This is a genomic window from Tenuibacillus multivorans (genome assembly GCF_900103915.1).
Classification (GTDB): domain Bacteria; phylum Bacillota; class Bacilli; order Bacillales; family Alkalibacillaceae; genus Tenuibacillus; species Tenuibacillus multivorans.
The window spans coordinates 49,450-71,042 of the sequence record NZ_FNIG01000013.1 but is presented as its reverse complement, the minus strand read 5'-3'; the positions used below and the strand labels follow the sequence as shown (position 1 = coordinate 71,042).

Here is a 21,593-nt window from a genome sequence, read left to right as displayed (position 1 = left end):
GCAGTCATTGAGCAAAAAACAGTTTCAATGGGGATTCAAATGGATTATGGGGTCATTAATCATAAGCTTAAGTGAAGCCCCAAAGCATACCTGTGAAAAGTAAAAACCAATCCACTATTTAAATTTAACGTTTTATGCTAATGTTAGGGTTAGAGTATAAGGGATTGAGGGATGAAAATGATATTACTGTTAATGCTGATCATCGGTTTAACGAGTGCTTTTGTGGGAAGCTTAGTAGGTTTAGGCGGAGGACTCATTTTTGTTCCAGCTTTATTATTTTTAGCCGAGTATTTTGAAGCGTTTGACTGGGTAAACCCACAAAATGTTGTGGCGATGTCTTTATTAATTATGATATTTACGGGATTATCCTCGACATTAACATATTTAAAAAATAATCGTGTAGACATTTATAGTGGCTTGATTTTTTTAATTGGAAGTATACCTGGTGCGCTTGTCGGTGTATGGCTTAATCGTTATGTTGAGATAGAAAGCTTTGAACTGTATTTTGGTATACTTGTATTATTTTTAGCTAGCTTATTTTTTGTGAAAGATTATTTGTTAAAATACGCTCGTAATCAGCAGGGTAAGGATAAAAAGTTTTACATTCATCGAAGCTTTGAGTTAAATGGGGATACGATTTCGTATTCTTTTTCTATTATTGTAGGAATATTTATAGCGTTCTTTGTTGGGTTGATTTCTGGCCTCTTTGGAATTGGTGGAGGCTCATTGATGGTAACATCGATGATTCTTTTCTTTAGTTTCCCGGCACATATCGCAGCACCTACATCGATGTTTATGATTTTCGTATCAAGTATTGTATCGTCTAGCGCACACATCATCGCTGGGCACTTGGTGTGGTCGTATGCTTTACTTGCCGTTCCAGGTGCATGGCTTGGTGGTGTATTAGGTGCTAAGCTAAACCAACGTCTCAATGGTCAAGTAGTGGAATGGATATTACGTATTTTGATGATTATAATTGGGCTACGATTAATATTGTAGTCGGAAGACATGAAGGAGATGGAGTATGAACGAGACGCTACATTTTTATTTCACTAGCGATTTACATAGTCATTTTGAAAATTGGCCAAAGATCATGCATGCCATCAATCAACGAATTAACAAGCATCAATCAAACGATGAATTTTATATGTTACTGGATAATGGTGACCATATGGACCGTTCACATCCGATAACAGAGGCGTCACTTGGTGATAGTAACATTACTCTTTTAAATCATGCCGACTTTCGTGTTGGGACTTTAGGCAACAATGAGGGGATTACGCTTCCAGCTGAAAAGCTGTACCATTTATACGATCAGGCTGATTTTGATATCGTCTGTGCGAATATCAGTATAAAAAATAAAAACAACCCGGACTGGTTGAATCCGTATCAAATTTACCAAACACCATCAGGTATAAAAATTGGCATCATCGGATTAACAGCACCCTTCGAAGTGTTTTATGAGAAATTAGGGTGGGAAACGCACCATCCGTTAGAGAAGCTCCGACAATACTTGCCAGAAGTACGCGAGCAAAGTGACATGGTGATCGTCCTATCGCATTTAGGAGTCACCCAGGATGAAGCGATTGCCTCGGAATATGATGTTGATGTGATTATGGGTGGTCATACCCATCACCTATTTAAACAAGCACAAAACCAAAATCATTCCTTAATTAATGCGGTTGGGAAGCATGGTCATTATTTTGGTGAAATCATGCTTGAGTTCAACCACACAACGAAACGTGTGGAGAAGAAAGAAGGCTATGCCATTCCAGTTGAGGCAGAAGGAGAAGATGAGAATACGAATCAGCTGTTAAAGGAATTAGAACAGCAGGCGAATGACGAGCTTAGTCAGGTTGTCGCTGATTTAGATCAGCCTTATCCAATCGATTGGCTTAGAGAATCAAAATTAATGAAGGCATTTGTTCAAACTTTACAGGACTGGACGGATGCGGACTGTGCTATGTTAAACGCAGGCGTCTTGCTCAAAGGTTTTGATCAAGGACTGGTCACAAGAGGGGAAATTCATGAGAGCTGCCCTCATCCTATGAATCCGTGCACCATGGTGTTGACCGGTAATGAGCTACTTGAAATGGTTAGAATGTTAGAGAAGGAACAATTTATTAATTTCGAATTAAAAGGGCTCGGTTTTCGTGGTAAGAAAATTGGCAAAATGGTTTATTCAAATATTGAGATAAAGTACCACGATGATACGGAATTTGTTGAAACCATTTTTGTTAATGGAGAAAAAATTAATCCCGATCATCGGTATACGGTTGCGACGGCCGATACATTTTCGTTCCCATGGCTAGTTCCACCCATATCTTCAGTTAAAGAAAAGCAATATTTTCTTCCCGAATTTTTAAGAGATTTACTAGAGAAGTGTCTATCAAACATTGAGAACTAAGGTTTGACAGGCACTTATTTTATTGCTTTTCATAAGGTATTATGAAGAAGGAGGATGATGTATGGTACATGTAGAACCAATTTGGATTGATGATGTTCCATTCACGTTTACTCACGTCGAATTACCTAAAACAGATTTGTTGGTTATTTCGAATGACATTGGTTACATCATGTGTGGTGCTTTAGATATTGATTTACTCAATGAAAAGTTATCTGATCGCCAAATCGTAGCAGCTCGTGCTACCGGTGTTCGTACACGTGATGAGTTATTATATGCGCCACTACAAAAGGTAACTAATTATTCTAAAGAGAAATATGGCTGGGAAGAGGGTATGATTGGTAAAAACGCATTACTTCGATTAAAATAATCATTGAAGAAAAAAATAGCTAAGGGGAAAATTATGAAAGCAGTAGATGTCAAAGCACTTCAACCAGGCAATCAATTAGCCAAACCGATTATCGATTCTTATGGGAGAGTTTTATTACAAAAGGATGTTATATTTACAGAACGATTAATAAGGCGCCTTAAAGAATTCGATTTTAAATACGTATTTATTGAAGATGCTTATTCTGAAAATATTGAACCGCAAAGTATTATTGATGAAGAACTTAGAATTGAGACCATCTCAAAGATACGAAAAACGTTTAAAACATTCGACCAGTTTGATGCGACGTCACAAAATCAATATGTACTGGAACGGTCAATCGATGACATAAAAGATACCGTCCATGAAATCGCCAATACCATCAATCATCACGATGAAATATTATCGATCATGTCAGATATATTCATGTTCGATGATTATTTATATAATCATTCTATTAATGTGACCGTTTATACATTGGTTCTTGCCAAAGAGCTTCAATTTTCGGATAAGGAAATTGAAGAGATTGGTATTGGAGCTATGCTTCATGATATTGGGAAAATAAAAGTTCCCAAATCGATTATTAACAAACCTGATCAATTATCTGATATCGAATTTGATGTCGTTAAAGAGCATACGACTTATGGTTATGAGATGCTGAAGAAGTTTTCTAACATTCCATCCATCGTAGCTTTTTGTGCCTATCAGCATCATGAACGATTAGATGGTAGCGGGTACCCGTTAGGATTAAAGGAAGCCAATATTCATGAGTATGCAAAAATCATGGCCGTATCAGATGTATTTGATGCGGTCACCTCTAATCGTGTGTATCGGAATGCATTTCTACCACACGAGGGGCTAGAAATTTTATATTCAGGAAGCGATTCACTGTTTTCAAAAAAATATATTGAACTATTTCGAAAGCATGTGTCGATTTACCCGAATGGATCTTATGTTGAATTAAACGACGGAAGAAGGGGGATTATTGCTAAACAATCCAAAATCCCTGATCGACCAATCATCAGAATATTAGAAGAAGAGAAACTTCGTTTAACACTAAGTGAATTATATGAAGTCGACCTCTCTGAGCATTCAACCATTATGATTACCAAGTGTAACACGACACCGTTTTAAACGTACATAACCGAACCTCCTTGGACATAAAATGTTCCGAGGAGGTTTTCTCATGCATCCATATCGAAAAAGGCCGTTCAAGAAAAGAAAACCAAAAACATTGAGCCAGATTATCCTTTTGACGTTTGTAACGACCGTTCTATCGATTATTTTTGCTGTCTGGATTATAAATGAAGGAATCGAGCCCACATTAATGGACATTGCTGAGGTCAAGGTTGGTCAATTTGCTCGTGAAGCGATCAATGAAGCCGTTAGTAAACGGTTAAATGACGACTTAGATATCGAGCAATTAATCCAAATGGAAACGAATGATGATGGTAACATTGTTTCTTTAGGGTGGAATTCTCGTGTTATAAATCGTGTGCTAAGAAATGCGACGTTTCGCGTTCAAAACTATTTAAAACGTTTAGAGCGAGGAGAGAGGCCGATCGGTGATTCTCTGGATTTTGACCTTGAAGAAGATCGGGTCATTGAATCAGATGAAGAAATGAATAATGAGGCGGTTGTACGTATTCCGATTGGTCAAGCTACACAAAATTCATTATTAGCCAATCTTGGTCCGCGTGTTCCGGTTCATTTTAGTGTTGTTGGGGATGTTCAACCCGATTTCATCACGCATATTGAAGAGTACGGTATTAACAATGCATTGATCAATTTAGTGATCGAAATTAAAGTTAATGTGCAAATCGTTATCCCTTTTTCAACATCAACAACTGAGGTGACAACGACTATACCAGTCGATACTCGAATTGTTCAAGGACTTGTTCCTGAATTTTATGGAGCTGGCGGTAGCAACAGTCCTAACATATCTATTCCGTATAGTAGATTTAGTGAAAGCGGAAATAGAGGATTTATGGAAGGAGAAAGTGGTTTACAAGACTAACCTTCTTATGCTATATTAAGCAAGTGAAATAAACAACTAGATAACCTTATCAATTCGATGAGGTAGAGGCGCAACTAACATGAGTAATGTGCATGAGGATGACAACGAAGATTGTACATGAAAGGGTTAATTGCCGAAGCGTTTATTTTTAGTCAAAAAATAAATGTTGGTATGTATCTGAAAAAGGTATATACTCTCGCAAATGGCGGGGCGCTACTGATCGAGAAAATAACCAGTTTGTGTACAGAAGTAATGGTAGATTTCTCTATCATTACTTTTTTTTTATGTCATAAACTTGTACTAATATCATTTATTTAGGGGGAATTACGATGGATTTTGTGGGTACGGCCTATTCGTTAATTCCACCACTGGTGATGATTATCCTTGTTTTAATAACAAGAAAAGTATTGTTATCACTTGGGGTTGGAATTATCGTAGGTACGTTGATGGTTGAAAGTTTTAATCCAATAGGCACATTAGAGCAAATTTGGATATCATTTCAAGGAAACTTTTACTCAGAAGGTGAGTGGGCATTAGGTAGTTTCCAATTACTTGGATTCTTAATTTTATTAGGAATATTAATTGCTTTTCTAACTGCCACAGGAGGAGCAAGAGCATTTGGAAATTGGGCAACTAAGAAAATCAGAACAAGAGAAGGTTCTCAATATTCAACTGGTTTATTAGGTCTCGTTATTTTCATTGATGATTATTTCAGTAGCTTATCAATTGGACAAATTTCCCGTCCTTTAACCGATCGGTATAAAGTATCTAGAGCAAAATTAGCATACTTAATCGACTCAACAGCAGCGCCTGTTACTATTATGTCACCTGTTTCTAGTTGGGGTGCTTCTATTATTGGAATTATAGCTTTAGAAGAGTTTACTGATACTTCTGCGTTTAATATTTTCATTGGAACGATACCATTTAACTATTATGCAATTGCAGCTATTTTATTAGTTTTCCTAAGTATTAAAATGAATTTAGATTTCGGTCCAATGCGAGAACATGAAATTCGTGCTAAGGATACTGGAGAATTAATTGATCCTTTAAATTCAGAAGTTCCTGGAGATTTACAAGATGACGTAAAGGAAAATGCAAATGGTCGTCCTTATCATTTAATTATTCCTATCGTAATGCTTGTAGTTTCAACTGTAGCAATTATGGCCATTACTGGTTTGAATGCAGTTCAGACCTCGGGTGATGATGTTACTCTTCTTAATATTTTTGGTAATTCGGATGTTAACTACTCTCTTTTCTTTGGTGGATTAATATCTGTGTTAATAGCAGTCGTATTTTATTTACTACAAAAGGACAAGAGTGCAGCGTTTATCAGTGTAGTTTGGGAAGGTATTAAGGCTATGCTTCCAGCTATTTATATCTTAATATTGGCTTGGATGATTGTTAATGTAATAGGCAATCTTGAAACTGGCGAATATTTAGGAGAAGTTGTAAGACAATCTAACTTTAATGTTCTATTCTTACCTTTAATTGTGTTTGTTATTTCTGGAATTATGGCTTTTGCTACAGGAACATCTTGGGGAACATTTGGAATTATGATTCCTTTAGCAGGAGGAATTGTAGTAGAAACAGATCCTTCGTTATTAGTTCCTACTCTAGCAGCTACACTTGCTGGTTCAGTGTTTGGGGATCATTGTTCACCAATTTCCGATACTACGGTCCTATCTTCAACTGGAGCGGGATCGAACCATATTGATCACGTGTTAACACAAATTCCATATGCAGTACTTGCAGCTTTAGCTTCTGTATTGGGTTATGTGTTCTATGGTTTAACTAGTTCCATGCTTGTTGGATTAATCGTAACGATTGGTGTTCTAGTTCTATTGAGCTATATAATTCATTTAAGAGTTGCCAAAAGGTAATGATTAACAAATAGCGTAAAGCGGGAAAATTCCTGTCTTTACGCTATTTTTTGGCTTTATCAAAAGTTTTTAATTTTTCAGAAAAAGTTTTGACAGGCTCTAGGCCATTCGATACAATATGAATATAACTAAAGTTGCAATTATCTGAATTATAGGAAAATCCAGTATAATTGTAGCAAGCAATAAATAATTTTAGAGAAAGAAAATTTGAAAGGAGAGTAACGTATGAACAATCGTGCTCAATGGGGGACGAGACTCGGTTTTATTCTTGCAGCCTGTGGTTCAGCAATCGGGCTGGGTAACATCTGGCGTTTCCCTGCAACAGCATATGAAAGTGGTGGGGGTGCCTTCTTTATACCATACCTCATCGCACTATTAACGGCCGGTATTCCACTTTTAATCATGGAATTTTCTTTAGGTCATAAATTTCGTGGGTCAGCGCCGTTAACATTTTCACGAATGAATAAGAAAGCAGAATGGCTCGGTTGGTGGGCTGTCTTTGTTTCATTTGTGATTTCTACTTACTATGGTGCCATTATTGCATGGGCCATCATGTATGCTTATTTTTCATTCGGTCAAAAATGGGGAACAGATACCGAAACATTCTTATATGACTTTTTAGGTGTCAGTCAGGTTGAAGCCGGACAAACCGGGGTTTTTGTGCCAGAAGTACTTATCCCAATACTTATTGTATGGGCAGTTGTATTATTCGTATTATACAAAGGTGTCCGTAAAGGGATTGAACTAGCAAACCGTATCTTTATTCCAACACTAGCTGTTATATTCTTAATTATCGTTATCCGTGCGGTTACACTTGATGGGGCTGGAGCCGGACTGGATGCATTCTTTAGTCCAGATTTCTCAAGAATTTGGGAAGGGGAAGTCTGGGTTGCAGCTTATGGTCAGATCTTCTTTAGTTTATCGATTGCGTTTGCGATTATGATAACGTATTCTAGTTATCTTGATAAAAAATCTGATATAACCGGTAACGCTTTTATTGTCGGTTTTGGTAACTCAAGTTTCGAGTTATTAGCTGGTATTGGTGTCTTCTCTGCATTAGGTTATTTAGCGACTCAAATGGGTGAACCAGTCAGTGAAGTAGTCGCTGGTGGCGTTGGGTTAGCATTCGTGATTTTCCCGTTAATCATTAATGAATTCCCGGGAATGAATGGTTTATTTGGTTTCCTTTTCTTCGCGTCACTGGTCTTAGCCGGTATGTCTTCGCTAATCTCAATTGTTGAGACATATGTTGCAGGTTTCTCTGAGAAATTTAATATTTCAAGATCCAAGGCCGTTATATTCGGTGGTGGTTTAGCGATGTTAGTGTCGCTTATCTTTGCGACACAAGGCGGATTAAATTTCTTAGATACAGCTGACTACTTTATTAACCAATTTGGTGTAGCCTTTATTGGGTTGGTTGAAGTTATAATGATTGCATGGTTCCTACGCAAGCTTGGTAATATTCAAGAACATGCGAACAGCGTTTCTTCTATTAAGCTTGGAGGTTGGTGGAAGGTATCGCTTGGCATTATAACTCCACTAATTTTAGGTTACATGATGTTTGATTTATTCAAGGTTAACTTATTAAAGCAACACACCGGTGATAATAATACAACAGGAAATTATGGTGGATATGAAGATGCATTTATCATATACGGCGGTTGGTTTGTTGCTGCTGCAGCGTTAATCATCGGCTTACTGTTTACGCTCAAGAAATGGAATCCAGAGCTTCTAGATGAATCATCTTATGACTCTTCAAAGGAGGATGAAGCGGTATGACAGCAAGTGCAATAACTGTTATGATTATCGGAATGGTGATTATTTGGGGAGGCTTAGCAGCGAGCATTGTATCAGCTGTTAAAAAGTCTAAATAAGATTAATAAAAGAACGTGGACAGAATTATTCTGTCCACGTTTTTTTATATAGCTTCATCTAATGTAAGCTCAACTGTTTGAGCTTCACCGTTACGATAGATGGTTAACTCAATACTTTCATTGATTTTCACATCGTTATAAATATAAGTTTTTAAATCAATAATCGTTTTAACTTCTTGATCATTTATTTTTGTAATTACATCATATTGTTGTAATCCCCCTTCTTCTGCAGGTGAACCATTTTCAACCTGTGCTACGACAAGGCCTGATTTGATGTCATCCGATACTTCAATATTTCGATTATAAGGTTGTGGTACTTGATTTAATGGGACTGCGCTTATTCCTACTAAAGGACGTTTTACTTCTCCGTTTTCTTCAATTTGCTTGATTATATTTTTGGCTTGATCAATTGGAATAGCAAAGCCCATGCCTTCAATACTTTGCTGTGCAATTTTCATTGAATTTATTCCAATTACTTCACCATTTTCATTCACTAGAGCACCACCACTATTACCTGGGTTAATAGCTGCATCTGTCTGAATGACTTCAGTCACCCAATCTGGCTGCCGGTCCCCATTTGTATCAACGTTTAGTGAACGGTTTAGCCCACTAATAATACCTTTCGTTACAGAGTTTGAAAACTCTAATCCTAAGGGGTTACCAATAGCGATAACCGTATCACCAATTTTAATTTCTGTTGAGCTGCCTAATTTTGCAACAGTATCAACATTTTCACCATTAATTTTTAGAACAGCTAAATCAGTCAATTGATCTGATCCTACTATTTCTGCTTCAATTCGTTGGTCTTTATTTAATACAACTTCAACTTCTTTGGAGCCTTCAATCACGTGATGGTTTGTCACAACATAGGCTTCATTTCCATCTTTCTTATATATAATCCCTGACCCTGTGCCGGCTTCTGAGCCTTGATCAAAAATATTTTGTTTTTGAATGTTTACTACACCGACAACTGATTCAGATAGTTCATTAATGTCTGCGGAAATCGAGGCGTTATCAGAGCTGAAAATTTGGTCTGATATTTCTGATTGGTTTGTTTGAGCATTGACAGGTACACTTTCCTTATTCGGTTGTTCATTTGTAGCACTCGTAAATAATTGGCTAGACATTAAAAAAATCGTTAATATTGTAGCGAAGAGTCCACCTATAAAACCAGCGGATAACATCTTACCCAAGCCAATTCTTCCATTGCTTTTAGACTTTGTAAGGTGATTATGTGTTTGGTGAGCGGATTCAGTCATATGAGTTTGTTCTTGTTGATTGGTCGGGTATTGGTTTGTATCATGTTCATTGTTATACATATCATGCATCACCTCATTTATTATTTTCAAATATTATTATGATAAGGTTTTGTGGCAGTCATTTAAGAAAAATGTATAAAAAGTGTGTAATTTTGGCTAATATTACCGATATTGATTAAAATTTAAGTAACATAGATATAGAGTCATCTATGGGAGGTGGAATAAATGAAACATATTGCTGTGGTAGAAGATGATGTTAATATACAAAATATTGTGTCGGCATATTTAAAAAAAGCGAACTATAACGTAACGGTTCTTGATTCAGCAGAAGAAGGAATGGATTTTTGGCAATCGACACCACCAGATATGTGGATCTTAGATATAATGCTTCCGGGAATGGATGGGTATGATTTTTGTAAAAAAATTCGTTCAAAAAGTGAAGTACCGATTATTATCATTTCGGCAAAAGACGAAGAGGTTGATAAAATATTAGGGCTAGAATTAGGAGGCGATGATTATTTAACTAAACCTTTTAGTCCGGGGGAGCTTGTGGCCCGTATTAAACGGTTATTCAAGCGTGTAGATGCTACTCAAGTTGAACAAGACAAGGATGATTATATAAAGATGTTAAATTTGGTGATTCAATTAAGTGAAAGACGAGTATTTTGGAATGGTAAGGAAATCGAATTAACCTCTAAAGAATTTGATTTACTAACTTTATTTTCCAGTCACCCAAATCGGGCTTTTTCAAGAGAAGAATTATTAAATCGTATTTGGGGAGACGATTATTTTGGAAGTGATCGAGCGGTTGATGATTTAGTAAAACGAATCAGAAAAAAGTTGAACCATATTCCGATTGAAACAGTGTGGGGGTTTGGTTATCGATTTAAAGTTGATGAGGGATCATTATGAAGCTCCGTACACAATTAAACCTTGCCTTTTCAGGGTTATTGCTTGTCATTTTAACCTTAACTGGTTTTATAATTTATTCTCTTATTTTAGATATGTTAATTGACAAAGAAGAGGTTGAACTTGAACAAAAGGGAGAACTTCTAATTGAAATTTTAAATAATCAATACGGATCAATTGAGTCGGTAAAAGAGTTTCAAGAGTTTTTAACATCACAGGAAGGCGATTTAATTTTATATCACGCCGGTGAAGATACCGTTTTATATACGACCATGCCAATAAAAAATACCCAGAGATTTTATCGAGAAGGCTATTTCAGTAATTACTCAGAGAATTTATGGGAAGGTTCAGAACAAAAATATGTGATATCACGTATAGCGAGAAACCCTAATAGAACAGGATTAGAGCTCATTTTATTAACACCTTTAAACGACTTACAGGAAGTACAAAACAGTTTCCTAAATCGATTATTAATTGTATTTTTGATTGGTGGACTCTTGGCCATTTTGCTCAGCTACTATTTAACAAACCGATTAGTAAAGCCGCTAACATTACTCAAACATGAGCTCAAAAAAGTTGAAAGACGTCAATTTAATGATTTAGATCGTGTCAAGGCAACGGGAGAAATTAAGGATGTTGAACAAAGCTTATTTGATATGGCAGAAGAACTGAAACGGTATATGCAGTCTCAGCAGGCTTTCTTTCAAAATGCAAGCCATGAACTCAAAACACCGCTCATGACGATACAAGGTTATGCAGAGGGTATCAAAGAAGGAGTTTTTGAAGGGGAGGAACGCAATAAAGGATTAGAGACGATGGTAGAAGAAATTGGCCGTCTTAAAAAGATTATAAATGAAATGATTTGGTTAGCAAAGTTGGAAAGTGAAGAAGAAGTTTTTAAGCAACAAACCATCGATTCGAGGCATTTGATCGAACGGGTTTATGATCGAGTGTTACCATTAGCAGAACAGGATCAGGTGGAGTTAAAGTTCATTCTAACGAGTTCGTTTGAAATTTATTCAGACGAAGAAAAACTACTACAAGCCTTGCTAAATATCGTGATTAATGCGATTAGACACGCAGAATCTCAAATCGCCATCACAACTAAAGGCCATTCAATTTTTATTGAAGATGATGGAGATGGTATACCTGAAAATTTAATCCCTTATATTTTTAACCGATTTGTAAAGGGAAAAGGTGGCGAAACGGGACTAGGATTAGCCATAGCTCGGACGATTATTGATCAATCGAATGGAAAACTTGAAGTCAAACAATCGGAATTGGGAGGAGCGTTATTTATTCTTACATTTTAAATCCCCTAGCTATCTCAACTAGGGGGGTGGTTAGTCTGTTTTTTCTTTATAATAATTTTCTGCTAAGTAGAAGATGGATACTAATTCATATAACACAATAATCTCGCCTGGGAATGTGGATGGGTAAGATTTATAATTCTTCCTTATGTTTTCATTATCATCCCAATATAGTTGCATTAATTCCCTTAGGTTTTGACGATGATTGTTCATATTGAAATCGGTATTTTGACGCATCGAATAAGAAAGTTCAGATACCGATTCTAAAATCTTTTGTCGTTCCTGTTCGGTAAGATTGATTTGTTCTAAAGGTGTATTCATAATGTTATCCATATGATAGATCATTAATTTAATCCGTATAATTTGTTTTTGGGCTTTATTAAATTTCTTTTGTTCAGACGCAGTTAAAGGGTGATAATGTGATTCATCCTTTTGATATTGAATTAATGATTCAATTTTATGGACTTGCTCTTCTAATTGATCAAGGAGCTGTTGACATTTTTGTCTTTCTGATCGATTTAATATGTAATGGTGAAAGGTTTGTTCAACTGCTATACCTGTTTTCTTCGTGATTTGTTTAAGCATTTTGACTATTTCTTTAGTATAATCAGGTGGCAGAACAAACATGTTCACCAAAGTTGATACCACTAGGCCGATTGTCGTTGTTCCGAGCCTGATGAAGAATGATAAAATGACATTCGTATGAATAACCTCGACCATTGCGACCGCCGTTAATGTTGCGACTAATAAACCAGAATACAGCTTCAAACGATAGGTCGTTACGATTGTAAAGACAGCTGCAAATGTATAGGTTAATGGTGAATGGCCAAAAAAGTATATAAATAAAACAGCATAAAAAGAACCGATCGCAGACGCAGGGAAGCGAACGATTCCTTTTTTGATTGATTGTGAAACGGTTGGTTCAATTGTGACAATTGCAGTTATAACGGCGAAAACAGGTGGCCAGTTTAATAATTCACAAAGCCAAGCTGTAATGAAAATGGCGATACCTGTTTTCACCACTCGACTTCCGGCAATTTTTTTCAATATTCCCCACTCCAATGTTGATCTATTCTTTATTTTTTCAATTATGGAGTGGAATTGCAACCCAATCATGTTACTATTGCTGACGCTCCCAACGTTTTAAATAAGGGTAAGGATCGTATGCCCATTCATTTTTACCATTATCTTTATACATGCCATAATGTAAATGCGGTGGGAACTTACCTGATGTTCCTTCTGGCCCATAGCCTGATGCGCCCACATATCCAATAACATCACCAGGTTCGACAATGGTTCCTTCATCAATGTCATCTGCAAAGCTATTTAGATGGGCATAGTAGTGATAAATGTTATACTTATCGCGTATCCCGATTCTCCAGCCACCAAATTTATTCCAGCCTTTTATTTCAACAATCCCATATGAGGTGCTTCGGACGGGTGTCCCATATGATGCGAAGATATCCGTTCCTTCATGGATTCTTCTACCTCCATAACCACGGCTATCACCCCAGGTTGAACGGTAACTGTAGTTATTCCATTTAGGAATAGGGAAAGCACGTTCACTTAAATCAGTCGTTTGATAATGCTTGAAAAGCGTTGCGATTTCAGTGATTATTTGAGCTGTCTTTTCTCGTTCGTAATAAGCAGTAAGCGCCGATTCAAAGCTGTTATTTTCGGCAATTTTTTGCTGAACTTCCATAGCAAACGTATATAAAACATCTTCATCATTTGTCGGATCTGCAATACTATCACCATCTCCATCTTTTCCGATTCCCCCAAATAGGTTAATCGTTTTTTCGTCTAATGCATGTTCAGGATCAACGGGTAGGACACCATACCAATCTTGAAAAGGAAGTTGTATACCTGTTAAACGATCATCGTTTGATTTTCTTATATTGCCTTCATATTGATCTATGGCCGCGATATAATACCAGGGAATTTGGGTAAGTGTCTCTGTTTTTTCATAAAGTGATTGTCTTAAGGTTGCATCATCTATTTCTTTATCTTTACCATCTTCGGCCTGTATCAAAAATGAATGAGACATAAACGACATCATTAAAATAAATAGAACACCGACTCGCTTATGTAGCCTGTTCATATTAAAAAACCCCTTTTATAAAATTCTGCTTGGTTTTTATACTGTTCAGTTATATGAAAAAAATGTGTCCTTAAAAATAGGAAAATATGGTACACTATTAGATATTAGAGGTGATTTTAGTGATTGAACTACTCGGACAGCAATACGAATTGTTACATGACTATAAAGAAGGATACGAAGCAGAAGCCATTGAGGAACGTATTAGTGATATTTTATTAAAGTACGATTACATCGTAGGTGATTGGGGATTTGGTCAACTACGTTTAAAAGGTTTTTACGATGATCAAAATCAAAAAGCTTCATTTGATACTAAAATTTCAACATTAGAAGATTATTTGTATGAGTATTGTAATTTTGGTTGTGCTTATTTTGTGTTGAAACGGATAGATCTATAAGATCCATAAAAAATGACCTGAATCCTGTTTCAGGTCATTTTTTTTCAGGATGTGTAATCCCTTCTTCATCAGGATAATCCTGAGGATCATGAGCGTCTGGGAATTGTCGAGGTAAATCTGCATGCAACTCTTTATTTTCATACGCGAATGCAGAGTGATGTCGTTTTGATTCTTTTTCTGGCATAGCATGTAAAGGCTCATCAGCGTTGATTGGATTTCCGTATGTTCCTTCTGGGAATTCCTCTGGAACTTGATAATTATCCCGTACTTCTACAGGGGTAAAATCATCCTGCTGCTTTTTTCTTCTTCGCATGTAACTGCCTCCTTTTTCTTTAGTTTCTACAGGAGACAGTTAGTTATTCAAAATTTGATTTAAGATCTCATATATTTCATCAGATTCGTATTCATTAACATTAAAGGCATGTGCTAAGTATTCACTGTCTTCAATATGATTTTTATTTATTTTAGTATAACGAGGACCTTGTAAATCAATGAAGACTACTTCATTCTTTTCTTCTAATCGAGGGCTTGTCAGAACAGCAACATCGTATCGGCGTGTCTCGGTGTGCATACTAATGTAACGAACTTCGGCCTGCTCTGTTACGTCTGATAAGAAATGGATATCCATGATCGTAACCTCCTCATATGTATTGGTTATTATTTTAGCAAAATGGAGGAGATGTGTCATAATATAACTGTAAAATGCTGCGTTTGTGTTAGACTTGATATTGTAAGAAGTCAATCATACCAGGTCATCGTTAATTTAATACTTCTAGGAGTGATAAACATGTATTTTGTTGATCGAGGTCATATTGAAAATACATTACTGTATATGAAAGGTTTATTAGAAACGTTTGAACAAGAGAATAGTGCGACTTTTTTAGAGAAATTAGGCGTTGAACGTCTAGCACAAATGGTGGTCGAATCAGTTATCGATGTTGGAAACATGATGATTGATGGGTTTATTATGCGCGACCCTGGTAGTTATGAGGATATCATTGACATATTAATTGATGAACAGGTGATTCCAAAAGAAGATGAACAGGCTTTTAAAGAGACGATTGCACTTCGAAAAATGCTCGTCCGTGAATATACAAATATCAACCACGATCAAATTGCCGATGTATTATCGAAACATTTATCTACGTTACAGCAATTCCGTCCCTACGTTTTAGATTATTTAGAGAAGGAAATGGGACCTTTAACAACCTTTAAAGAGCGTGAGGAGTAAGATAAGTGAAACATTATAAGGCCTATTTAATTGATTTAGATGGAACGATGTATCGTGGTAAACAACCAATACCAGAGGCGAAGGTGTTTATAGATGAGTTGAAATTTAGACAGATTCCGTTTATGTTTGTGACAAACAATTCATCACGTACGCCAGAATTAACGCAAGAAAAGCTTATAAATTTTGGCATTGAGGCTGAGTCAGTACAAATTATGACAGCATCTTTAGCTACAGCTAGTCTTATCAAAGAGGAAAAGCCAGATGCAACAGCTTTTGTCATTGGAGAAGATGGGATAATTAAAGCATTAGAAGACAAAGGAATTAAGGTTGTCGATAAGGATCCTGATTATGTCGTGATGGGGATTGACCGAGATAATACATATAAAAAGCTAGTTGAGGCTTGTGTTCATTTACAAAATGGCGCAACATTTATTGCAACCAATCCCGACATCAAAGTTCCGACTGAAAAAGGTTTTGTACCCGGTAATGGTGCGTTCGCCACGCTTGTTGAAAATGTCACGGGGATGAAACCGGAAATTGTCGGCAAACCAACTGGCCATATGCTTTATATTGCGTTAGAACAATTAGGTGTCGAACCGAGTGACGCCATCATGGTGGGTGATAATTATCAGACTGACATACAAGCCGGCATTCGGGCGAACATGGATACATTACATGTCCAAACAGGGGTAACATCACAAGAGGAGCTGCGTCAATACTCAGTTCAACCGACCTATTCAATCAAAACGTTAGCAGATTGGTTCGACTAATCATCTAGTGTGTCCATAGGATTATCTTGACTGTGTGCTAATCGGCTAGAAGCAGCCGCTGCAATGGCACCGACAATATCGTCTAAAAATGTATGACAGCCATTACGCTTATCATTTAAGGCTTCGAGTATCCCTGGTTTGACTTTGTCGATATAACCATAATTCGTAAAACCAATCGAGCCGTAAATATTAATAATTGAAAAAGCAACGATTTCATCGATTCCATAAAGACCTTCATCCGCCTCAATGATTTGCTGTAATGGCTCATCTAACTCGTTCTTTTCAGCTAATTTATCTAATTGAATACCTGTTATAATCGCATTTTGTACTTCACGTTTTTGTAATACCTTTTTGACATTATCTAAGCATTCCTCTTTTGATAAAGCATCATGATAATTCTTCTGCAGAAAATAAACTAAATCTGCAATGGCATCGAGGTCCACACCACGATTTTTTAATGCTTCTAATGCAACTTGTTCTAGTTCTTTCATAAACTAACACCTACTTTATATGATTTAAATATATTTTACTTCAACCAGACATTTTTATAAATATGAAAACGGGAGGTTATTTGTTTGAAAAAAGTTTTTGTTACTCGTCAATTACCCGATTCTGTCATGGCTAAACTTTATGACCAGTTTGAGGTTGATATGTGGCCTTATGAAAAAAAGCCAGTGACGCGCGAAGTTTTGTTAGAAAAGGCTAGAGAGGTCGATGGCTTAATCACCATGCTTACCGAAAAAATAGACGATGAGGTATTTGAACAGGCAAAAAACTTAAAAATCATCGCCAATCTGGCTGTGGGTTATGACAATATTGACCTTGAAGCGGCTAAAAAGCACAATGTGACGATTACCAACACACCTGATGTGCTAACTGATACAACAGCTGATTTAACCTTTGCCTTACTATTAGCGACAGCACGCAGAATACCTGAAAGCATGACGTATATTAAAAATGATCAATGGAAGACATGGTCACCGTTATTATTAGCTGGTTCAGATGTGCATCATAAAACGATTGGGATTGTCGGCATGGGGAATATTGGTGAAGTCGTTGCTAAGCGCGCCACAGGCTTTGATATGGAGATTCTTTATTATAATCGTTCGAGGAAGGTAGAGGCTGAGGAGGCCTTAAATGCGACGTATGTGTCATTTGATAAGCTTATTAAGCAGTCAGACTTTGTGGTATGTATGACGCCGTTAACTAACGAAACGAAGGGTATGTTTAATGAAGAGATATTTAAACAAATGAAAAGCTCGGCTATTTTTATTAATTCATCTCGTGGGGGAGTTGTCGATGAGGAAGCCCTGTATAAAGCTTTGGATAGCGGGACTATCAAGGCAGCAGGGTTAGATGTCTTTGACAACGAACCTATTCGTCATGATCACCCATTATTGGAATTAGACAATGTTGTAGCCCTCCCGCATATCGGCTCAGCCAGTGTTGAAACACGGCTGAACATGATGGAGTTAGCCATTGAAAATGTTGAAAAGGTTTTAAGGGGAAAGGAGCCCGTGACACCAGTTAAATAAGCAAAAGGAGCAATGGTTATTAGCCATTGCTCCTTTTATAAGATTAGAAAATTTGTTCTACTTCTTGAACACCTGGGACTTCCGCACGTAACGCACGCTCAATGCCAGCTTTTAATGTAATCGCCGAACTCGGGCAATTCCCGCATGCACCTTTTAGGCGTAAAAGAACAATGCCCTCATCATCTACATCTACAAGTTCAACGTCACCGCCGTCACGAAGTAAAAAAGGGCGTAGTTTTCCAATGACTTCATGTACTTGTTCAAACATCGTTCATCTTCCCCTTTCTTATTTTATATTATATCACGAATGCGATATTTTTCTAAGCGTTTTTCATAAATTATTGAGAATCATTATCATTGTAACTTTAATTCATTCTCATGTAAAATAAAATTAACTGAAGATTATATAGGAGGGGAAGCATGGGGGAGAAAATTAAATTAACCGTTTACGGAGCTGAAGTGTTATGTCCAAGTTGCGTTAATTTGCCTAGTTCAAAGGAACAGTACGGTTGGCTCCAAGCTGCCATCACTAGAAAGTATGGCGAAAATGACGTGACATATAAATATATCGATATATTTAACCCACCAGAGGAACAACCGTATAAGGGTTTTGCTGAACGTGTGATTGAAGAAGATATGTTTTATCCCGTAGTTCTTATTGAAGACGAAATTGTGGGTGAAGGAAATCCGAGACTTAAAACCGTTTATCGCGCATTAGAGGATCGTGGACTACAACCCCAATAGGGAAATAGGGTTCAAAGAAAAACAGACTGAGGGGTGTAAGCCAAATGAACCCAATAATTGAATTTTGTATCAATAATTTGGTCAGCGGGTCACAAGAGGTTTTTGATCAATTGGCCCGCGACCCTGACTTAGATGTCGTTGAATTAGGGTGTACAAGCCATTGTGCGTTATGTTCTATGACGCTCTTTGCTCTTGTAGAAGGGGAATGTGTAACAGGCGAGACACCAGAACAATTATTAAATAATATTTATAAGCATCTAGATGAAAATCCAATCGTTTAGGGAGTATGGCTATGAAAATACCTTTCACAAAAATGCACGGCTTAGGTAACAATTATATTTATATTGATGGATTTGAAACGAAAATTAATGAAGAGCTATTACCCCAATTGTCCCAAGCTGTTTCTGACGTAAACACTGGAATAGGGTCTGACGGACTTATTTTGATGTTACCTTCAACTAATGCCGATGTGCGCATGCGAATTTTTAACAAAGATGGTTCTGAGGCTATGAATTGTGGAAATGGACTGCGTTGTGTAGCTAAGTTGGCATACGACTCCGGCTACGTACCGAAAGAACAATTTCAAATTGAAGCCAAATCAGGTGTTGTTGAAGCAGAAGTGGTAGTCATTGACGGCATCGTAGAGCAAGTGACGATTGATATGGGTGAGCCCATTTTACAACGTGAGCAAATCCCAATGGTAACAGCAAATTATACTAATGAGACTGTTATCAATGAGAAATTTCCAGTTGGTGATCAAGATTTGTTTGCGACGGCTGTATCGATGGGGAACCCGCATGTTATTTTCTACGTTGAGGATATTAATGATGCTCCGATTGATACGGTTGGGCCTGAAGTAACTAGTGATGCCCGATTTCCAGAAGGCGTTAATGTCGAATTTGTCGAAGTTTTAAATGATCATGAAATCAATTTCCGAGTATGGGAACGCGGGTCTGGTATTACACAAGCCTGTGGGACAGGGGCGTGTGCATCAGTGGTCGCATCAGTGTTAAACAATTATGTTAAACGAGGCGAGAGCGTAACGGTTCATTTAGATGGCGGGGATTTAACGATTACTTGGGAAGAAAATGGCCACGTCATGATGAAGGGGCCAGCTGTTAATGTTGCAGAAGGTATTTATTTTTTGAAAACTTAATTGCAGACTGTTTGAAGCATCGGCCAATGATTTGTATACTATAAGTAGAGGAGGTAGATCGTATGGCAATTGAATTAACAGATCAAGCACAGTTACAAATTAACGAAATGTTAAAAGAAGAGTCAGCTGATCAAGTGTATTTACGCTTCGGCGTTAAAGGGGGCGGATGCAGCGGTCTCTCGTATAAATTAGGTTTTGACTATGAAGTAAAAGAAACAGATGAGCTTTATGAGGATTATGATGTTCCTGTTGTGATTGCGAAAATGGATCGCCCAATCATTGAGGGAACAACGATTGATTTTAAACAAAACATGATGGGCGGCGGATTTACGATTGATAATCCGAATGCGATTGTCTCTTGTGGCTGTGGCTCATCTTTTAAAACAAAAACAAACGCTGGAACTCCAGAAAATTGTTAATCGGAAGCTTGTTGTCAGAATTGACAACAAGCTATTTTTTTGAACTTGTTGGGTGCTTATGAGGCTATATTGGGCATTCATAGGAAACATTGGGGATTTAAGGTTTTTATTGGGGATTCAGAGAGGTTCATTGGGGATTCATACGCCATCATTGGGCAAAAAACAAGCCTCAATGGGGAAAGAGGAGCTGTCATTGGGCCAAAAAACAGCCTCAATGGGGAAAGAGGAGCCATCATTGGGCAAAAAACAAGCATCAATGGGGACTCAGAAGCCATCATCGGGTAAAAAACAAGCCTCATTGGGGACTCATCTCGATTATTGGGGATCCGGACATGGTGATTGGGTATTCATGATGTTTCATCACGGATTCAATCAGCCCAAAGGATTAAAGGGGCATCCTCAATGGAGAATGCCCCTTTAATCTATACTTGCCCTTCAGCAACAGTTTCTTTCTGTTCTTTCTGTGGATTTTCTTCTTCTTTTTGCCTTTTATTAGAACGTTTCTTAAGATAACCAAGAGAAATTATGAGAGCAACAACAAAAATTTCAAACCCATATTTAATGAAGGGATTTTCAAAATAAGCTTTAATAAACGATTCTTTTACAATCATTTTCGAGGCGGTCCAGGCTAAGACAGCACCACCGATTGTAATGATAATCGGGTATTTTTCCATAAGGCCTAGAACAAGGCGGCTTCCCCAAATCACAATTGGAACTGAAATCAATAGTCCAATTACAACGAGTAGGAAACTTCCGTGTGCTGCACCCGCAACTGCTAACACATTGTCGAGTCCCATCATCGCATCTGCAATAATAATGGTCTTAATAGCTGAACCAAGACTGTTACCAGCCCTTATGTCAGGATCTTCATCTTCTGTTAATAGCTTATAAGCAATCCACAGTAAGACAAGTCCCCCGATTAAAAGTAAACCAGGAATCTTAAGGAGCCATACAACGAGCAATGTTGCTGTTGCACGTATGACAATCGCCCCGACTGTTCCCCATATAATGGCTTTCTTCTGGTGATGTTTCGGTAAATTTCTTGCAGCTAAAGCGATTACAACTGCGTTATCACCAGCTAAAACTAAATCAATTAAAATAATTGAAAATAAGGCTGAAAAAAATTCAGCGCTGAATAATTCCATCAAATCTCTCCTCTATGACTATGTAAATAAAAATAGACCTTTACCTACTCATAACGAGTAAGCAAAGGTCTCGCTAA

27 protein-coding genes and 1 riboswitch are annotated in these 21,593 nt (G+C 37.3%); of the genes, 19 read left to right on the top strand and 8 right to left on the bottom strand.

Annotated features, from left to right (window positions below):
* The first annotated feature begins 171 nt into the window (after positions 1-171).
* From BLP77_RS14910 to BLP77_RS15700, 8 genes are all read left to right on the top strand, one after another.
* Positions 172-999: a sulfite exporter TauE/SafE family protein gene (locus BLP77_RS14910; protein WP_307723646.1), complete on the top strand. Its 828-nt coding sequence runs from the start codon at positions 172-174 to the stop codon at positions 997-999.
* Positions 1,000-1,024: 25 nt separating this feature from the next.
* Positions 1,025-2,407, top strand: a complete 1,383-nt coding sequence (locus tag BLP77_RS14905; protein ID WP_093857916.1) for a bifunctional metallophosphatase/5'-nucleotidase — start codon at positions 1,025-1,027, stop codon at positions 2,405-2,407.
* Positions 2,408-2,468: 61 nt separating this feature from the next.
* A complete protein-coding gene (locus BLP77_RS14900) occupies positions 2,469-2,774 on the top strand; it encodes a YunC family protein (RefSeq protein ID WP_093857915.1) in 306 nt (101 codons plus the stop codon).
* Positions 2,775-2,807: 33 nt separating this feature from the next.
* Positions 2,808-3,905 (top strand): HD-GYP domain-containing protein, encoded by a 1,098-nt coding sequence (locus BLP77_RS14895; protein ID WP_093857914.1) that lies wholly within the window; start codon positions 2,808-2,810, stop codon positions 3,903-3,905.
* A gap of 52 nt (positions 3,906-3,957) precedes the next feature.
* Complete coding sequence (gene yunB, locus BLP77_RS14890) at positions 3,958-4,788, top strand: sporulation protein YunB (protein WP_093857913.1); 831 nt, start codon at positions 3,958-3,960, stop codon at positions 4,786-4,788.
* Between the two features lie 55 nt (positions 4,789-4,843).
* Positions 4,844-5,012: riboswitch (Lysine riboswitch) on the top strand.
* A gap of 105 nt (positions 5,013-5,117) precedes the next feature.
* Positions 5,118-6,668, top strand: coding sequence for a Na+/H+ antiporter NhaC family protein (locus tag BLP77_RS14880; protein ID WP_093857911.1), 1,551 nt, complete (start codon positions 5,118-5,120; stop codon positions 6,666-6,668).
* Positions 6,669-6,893: 225 nt separating this feature from the next.
* Entirely contained in the window at positions 6,894-8,447 is a 1,554-nt protein-coding gene (locus BLP77_RS14875) for a sodium-dependent transporter (protein ID WP_093857910.1), read from the top strand.
* On the top strand, positions 8,444-8,542 hold the full coding sequence (locus tag BLP77_RS15700) for a methionine/alanine import family NSS transporter small subunit (protein WP_143001452.1): 99 nt from the start codon (positions 8,444-8,446) through the stop codon (positions 8,540-8,542). The genes BLP77_RS14875 and BLP77_RS15700 overlap by 4 nt, the downstream gene beginning before the upstream one ends.
* Positions 8,543-8,586: 44 nt before the next feature.
* Here BLP77_RS15700 and BLP77_RS14870 read toward each other — a convergent pair whose 3' ends face one another.
* Complete coding sequence (locus BLP77_RS14870) at positions 8,587-9,861, bottom strand: S1C family serine protease (RefSeq protein ID WP_245686902.1); 1,275 nt, start codon at positions 9,859-9,861, stop codon at positions 8,587-8,589.
* 165 nt (positions 9,862-10,026) lie between these two features.
* Between BLP77_RS14870 and BLP77_RS14865 the strand changes: the two genes are divergently transcribed.
* Complete coding sequence (locus BLP77_RS14865; protein WP_093857908.1) at positions 10,027-10,713, top strand: response regulator transcription factor; 687 nt, start codon at positions 10,027-10,029, stop codon at positions 10,711-10,713.
* Positions 10,710-12,023, top strand: coding sequence for a sensor histidine kinase (locus tag BLP77_RS14860; RefSeq protein ID WP_093857907.1), 1,314 nt, complete (start codon positions 10,710-10,712; stop codon positions 12,021-12,023). Before BLP77_RS14865 ends, BLP77_RS14860 begins: the two co-directional genes overlap by 4 nt.
* Positions 12,024-12,053: 30 nt before the next feature.
* On the opposite strand, the gene BLP77_RS14855 is transcribed toward BLP77_RS14860, so the two are convergent.
* Together BLP77_RS14855 and BLP77_RS14850 are read right to left on the bottom strand one after the other, a co-directional pair.
* Positions 12,054-13,067, bottom strand: coding sequence for an FUSC family protein (locus tag BLP77_RS14855; RefSeq protein ID WP_093857906.1), 1,014 nt, complete (start codon positions 13,065-13,067; stop codon positions 12,054-12,056).
* Positions 13,068-13,140: 73 nt separating this feature from the next.
* Positions 13,141-14,121, bottom strand: coding sequence for a M23 family metallopeptidase (locus BLP77_RS14850; RefSeq protein WP_093857905.1), 981 nt, complete (start codon positions 14,119-14,121; stop codon positions 13,141-13,143).
* A 119-nt stretch (positions 14,122-14,240) separates the two neighbouring features.
* Here BLP77_RS14850 and BLP77_RS14845 point away from each other — a divergent pair, with 119 nt between their 5' ends.
* A complete protein-coding gene (locus BLP77_RS14845) occupies positions 14,241-14,516 on the top strand; it encodes a YutD family protein (RefSeq protein ID WP_093857904.1) in 276 nt (91 codons plus the stop codon).
* A 34-nt stretch (positions 14,517-14,550) separates the two neighbouring features.
* On the opposite strand, the gene BLP77_RS14840 is transcribed toward BLP77_RS14845, so the two are convergent.
* Both BLP77_RS14840 and BLP77_RS14835 read right to left on the bottom strand, forming a co-directional pair.
* The gene (locus BLP77_RS14840; RefSeq protein WP_093857903.1) at positions 14,551-14,829 is read right to left on the bottom strand and encodes a hypothetical protein; all 279 of its coding nucleotides are present in this window, start codon (positions 14,827-14,829) and stop codon (positions 14,551-14,553) included.
* A 39-nt stretch (positions 14,830-14,868) separates the two neighbouring features.
* Positions 14,869-15,144: an SAV0927 family protein gene (locus tag BLP77_RS14835; protein ID WP_093857902.1), complete on the bottom strand. Its 276-nt coding sequence runs from the start codon at positions 15,142-15,144 to the stop codon at positions 14,869-14,871.
* Between the two features lie 159 nt (positions 15,145-15,303).
* Between BLP77_RS14835 and hepT the strand changes: the two genes are divergently transcribed.
* On the top strand, positions 15,304-15,747 hold the full coding sequence (gene hepT / locus BLP77_RS14830; protein WP_093857901.1) for a type VII toxin-antitoxin system HepT family RNase toxin: 444 nt from the start codon (positions 15,304-15,306) through the stop codon (positions 15,745-15,747).
* 5 nt (positions 15,748-15,752) lie between these two features.
* Positions 15,753-16,517 (top strand): TIGR01457 family HAD-type hydrolase, encoded by a 765-nt coding sequence (locus tag BLP77_RS14825; protein WP_093857900.1) that lies wholly within the window; start codon positions 15,753-15,755, stop codon positions 16,515-16,517.
* Here BLP77_RS14825 and BLP77_RS14820 read toward each other — a convergent pair.
* Positions 16,514-17,008: a phosphatidylglycerophosphatase A family protein gene (locus tag BLP77_RS14820; protein WP_093857899.1), complete on the bottom strand. Its 495-nt coding sequence runs from the start codon at positions 17,006-17,008 to the stop codon at positions 16,514-16,516. The two genes, BLP77_RS14825 and BLP77_RS14820, sit on opposite strands and share 4 nt — an antisense overlap.
* An 84-nt stretch (positions 17,009-17,092) precedes the next feature.
* On the opposite strand from BLP77_RS14820, the gene BLP77_RS14815 reads away from it, so the two are divergent.
* On the top strand, positions 17,093-18,052 hold the full coding sequence (locus tag BLP77_RS14815) for a 2-hydroxyacid dehydrogenase (protein WP_093857898.1): 960 nt from the start codon (positions 17,093-17,095) through the stop codon (positions 18,050-18,052).
* A gap of 43 nt (positions 18,053-18,095) precedes the next feature.
* Here the strand turns inward: BLP77_RS14815 and BLP77_RS14810 are convergent, their stop codons facing one another.
* Positions 18,096-18,320 carry a NifU family protein gene (locus tag BLP77_RS14810; protein WP_093857897.1) on the bottom strand — a complete coding sequence of 75 codons (225 nt, stop codon included), beginning with the start codon at positions 18,318-18,320 and terminating at the stop codon, positions 18,096-18,098.
* Between the two features lie 152 nt (positions 18,321-18,472).
* Between BLP77_RS14810 and BLP77_RS14805 the strand changes: the two genes are divergently transcribed.
* From BLP77_RS14805 to BLP77_RS15695, 5 genes are all read left to right on the top strand, one after another.
* Positions 18,473-18,796 carry a YuzD family protein gene (locus BLP77_RS14805; RefSeq protein WP_093857896.1) on the top strand — a complete coding sequence of 108 codons (324 nt, stop codon included), beginning with the start codon at positions 18,473-18,475 and terminating at the stop codon, positions 18,794-18,796.
* A 44-nt stretch (positions 18,797-18,840) separates the two neighbouring features.
* A complete protein-coding gene (locus BLP77_RS14800; protein ID WP_093857895.1) occupies positions 18,841-19,077 on the top strand; it encodes a YuzB family protein in 237 nt (78 codons plus the stop codon).
* Positions 19,078-19,088: 11 nt separating this feature from the next.
* Positions 19,089-19,952 carry a diaminopimelate epimerase gene (dapF, locus tag BLP77_RS14795; RefSeq protein WP_093857894.1) on the top strand — a complete coding sequence of 288 codons (864 nt, stop codon included), beginning with the start codon at positions 19,089-19,091 and terminating at the stop codon, positions 19,950-19,952.
* A gap of 62 nt (positions 19,953-20,014) precedes the next feature.
* On the top strand, positions 20,015-20,371 hold the full coding sequence (locus BLP77_RS14790) for a HesB/IscA family protein (protein ID WP_093857893.1): 357 nt from the start codon (positions 20,015-20,017) through the stop codon (positions 20,369-20,371).
* A gap of 109 nt (positions 20,372-20,480) precedes the next feature.
* Complete coding sequence (locus BLP77_RS15695) at positions 20,481-20,792, top strand: hypothetical protein (protein ID WP_218118859.1); 312 nt, start codon at positions 20,481-20,483, stop codon at positions 20,790-20,792.
* 1 nt (position 20,793) lies between these two features.
* On the opposite strand, the gene BLP77_RS14780 is transcribed toward BLP77_RS15695, so the two are convergent.
* The gene (locus BLP77_RS14780) at positions 20,794-21,516 is read right to left on the bottom strand and encodes a TerC family protein (RefSeq protein WP_093857891.1); all 723 of its coding nucleotides are present in this window, start codon (positions 21,514-21,516) and stop codon (positions 20,794-20,796) included.
* Positions 21,517-21,593 lie beyond the last annotated feature (77 nt).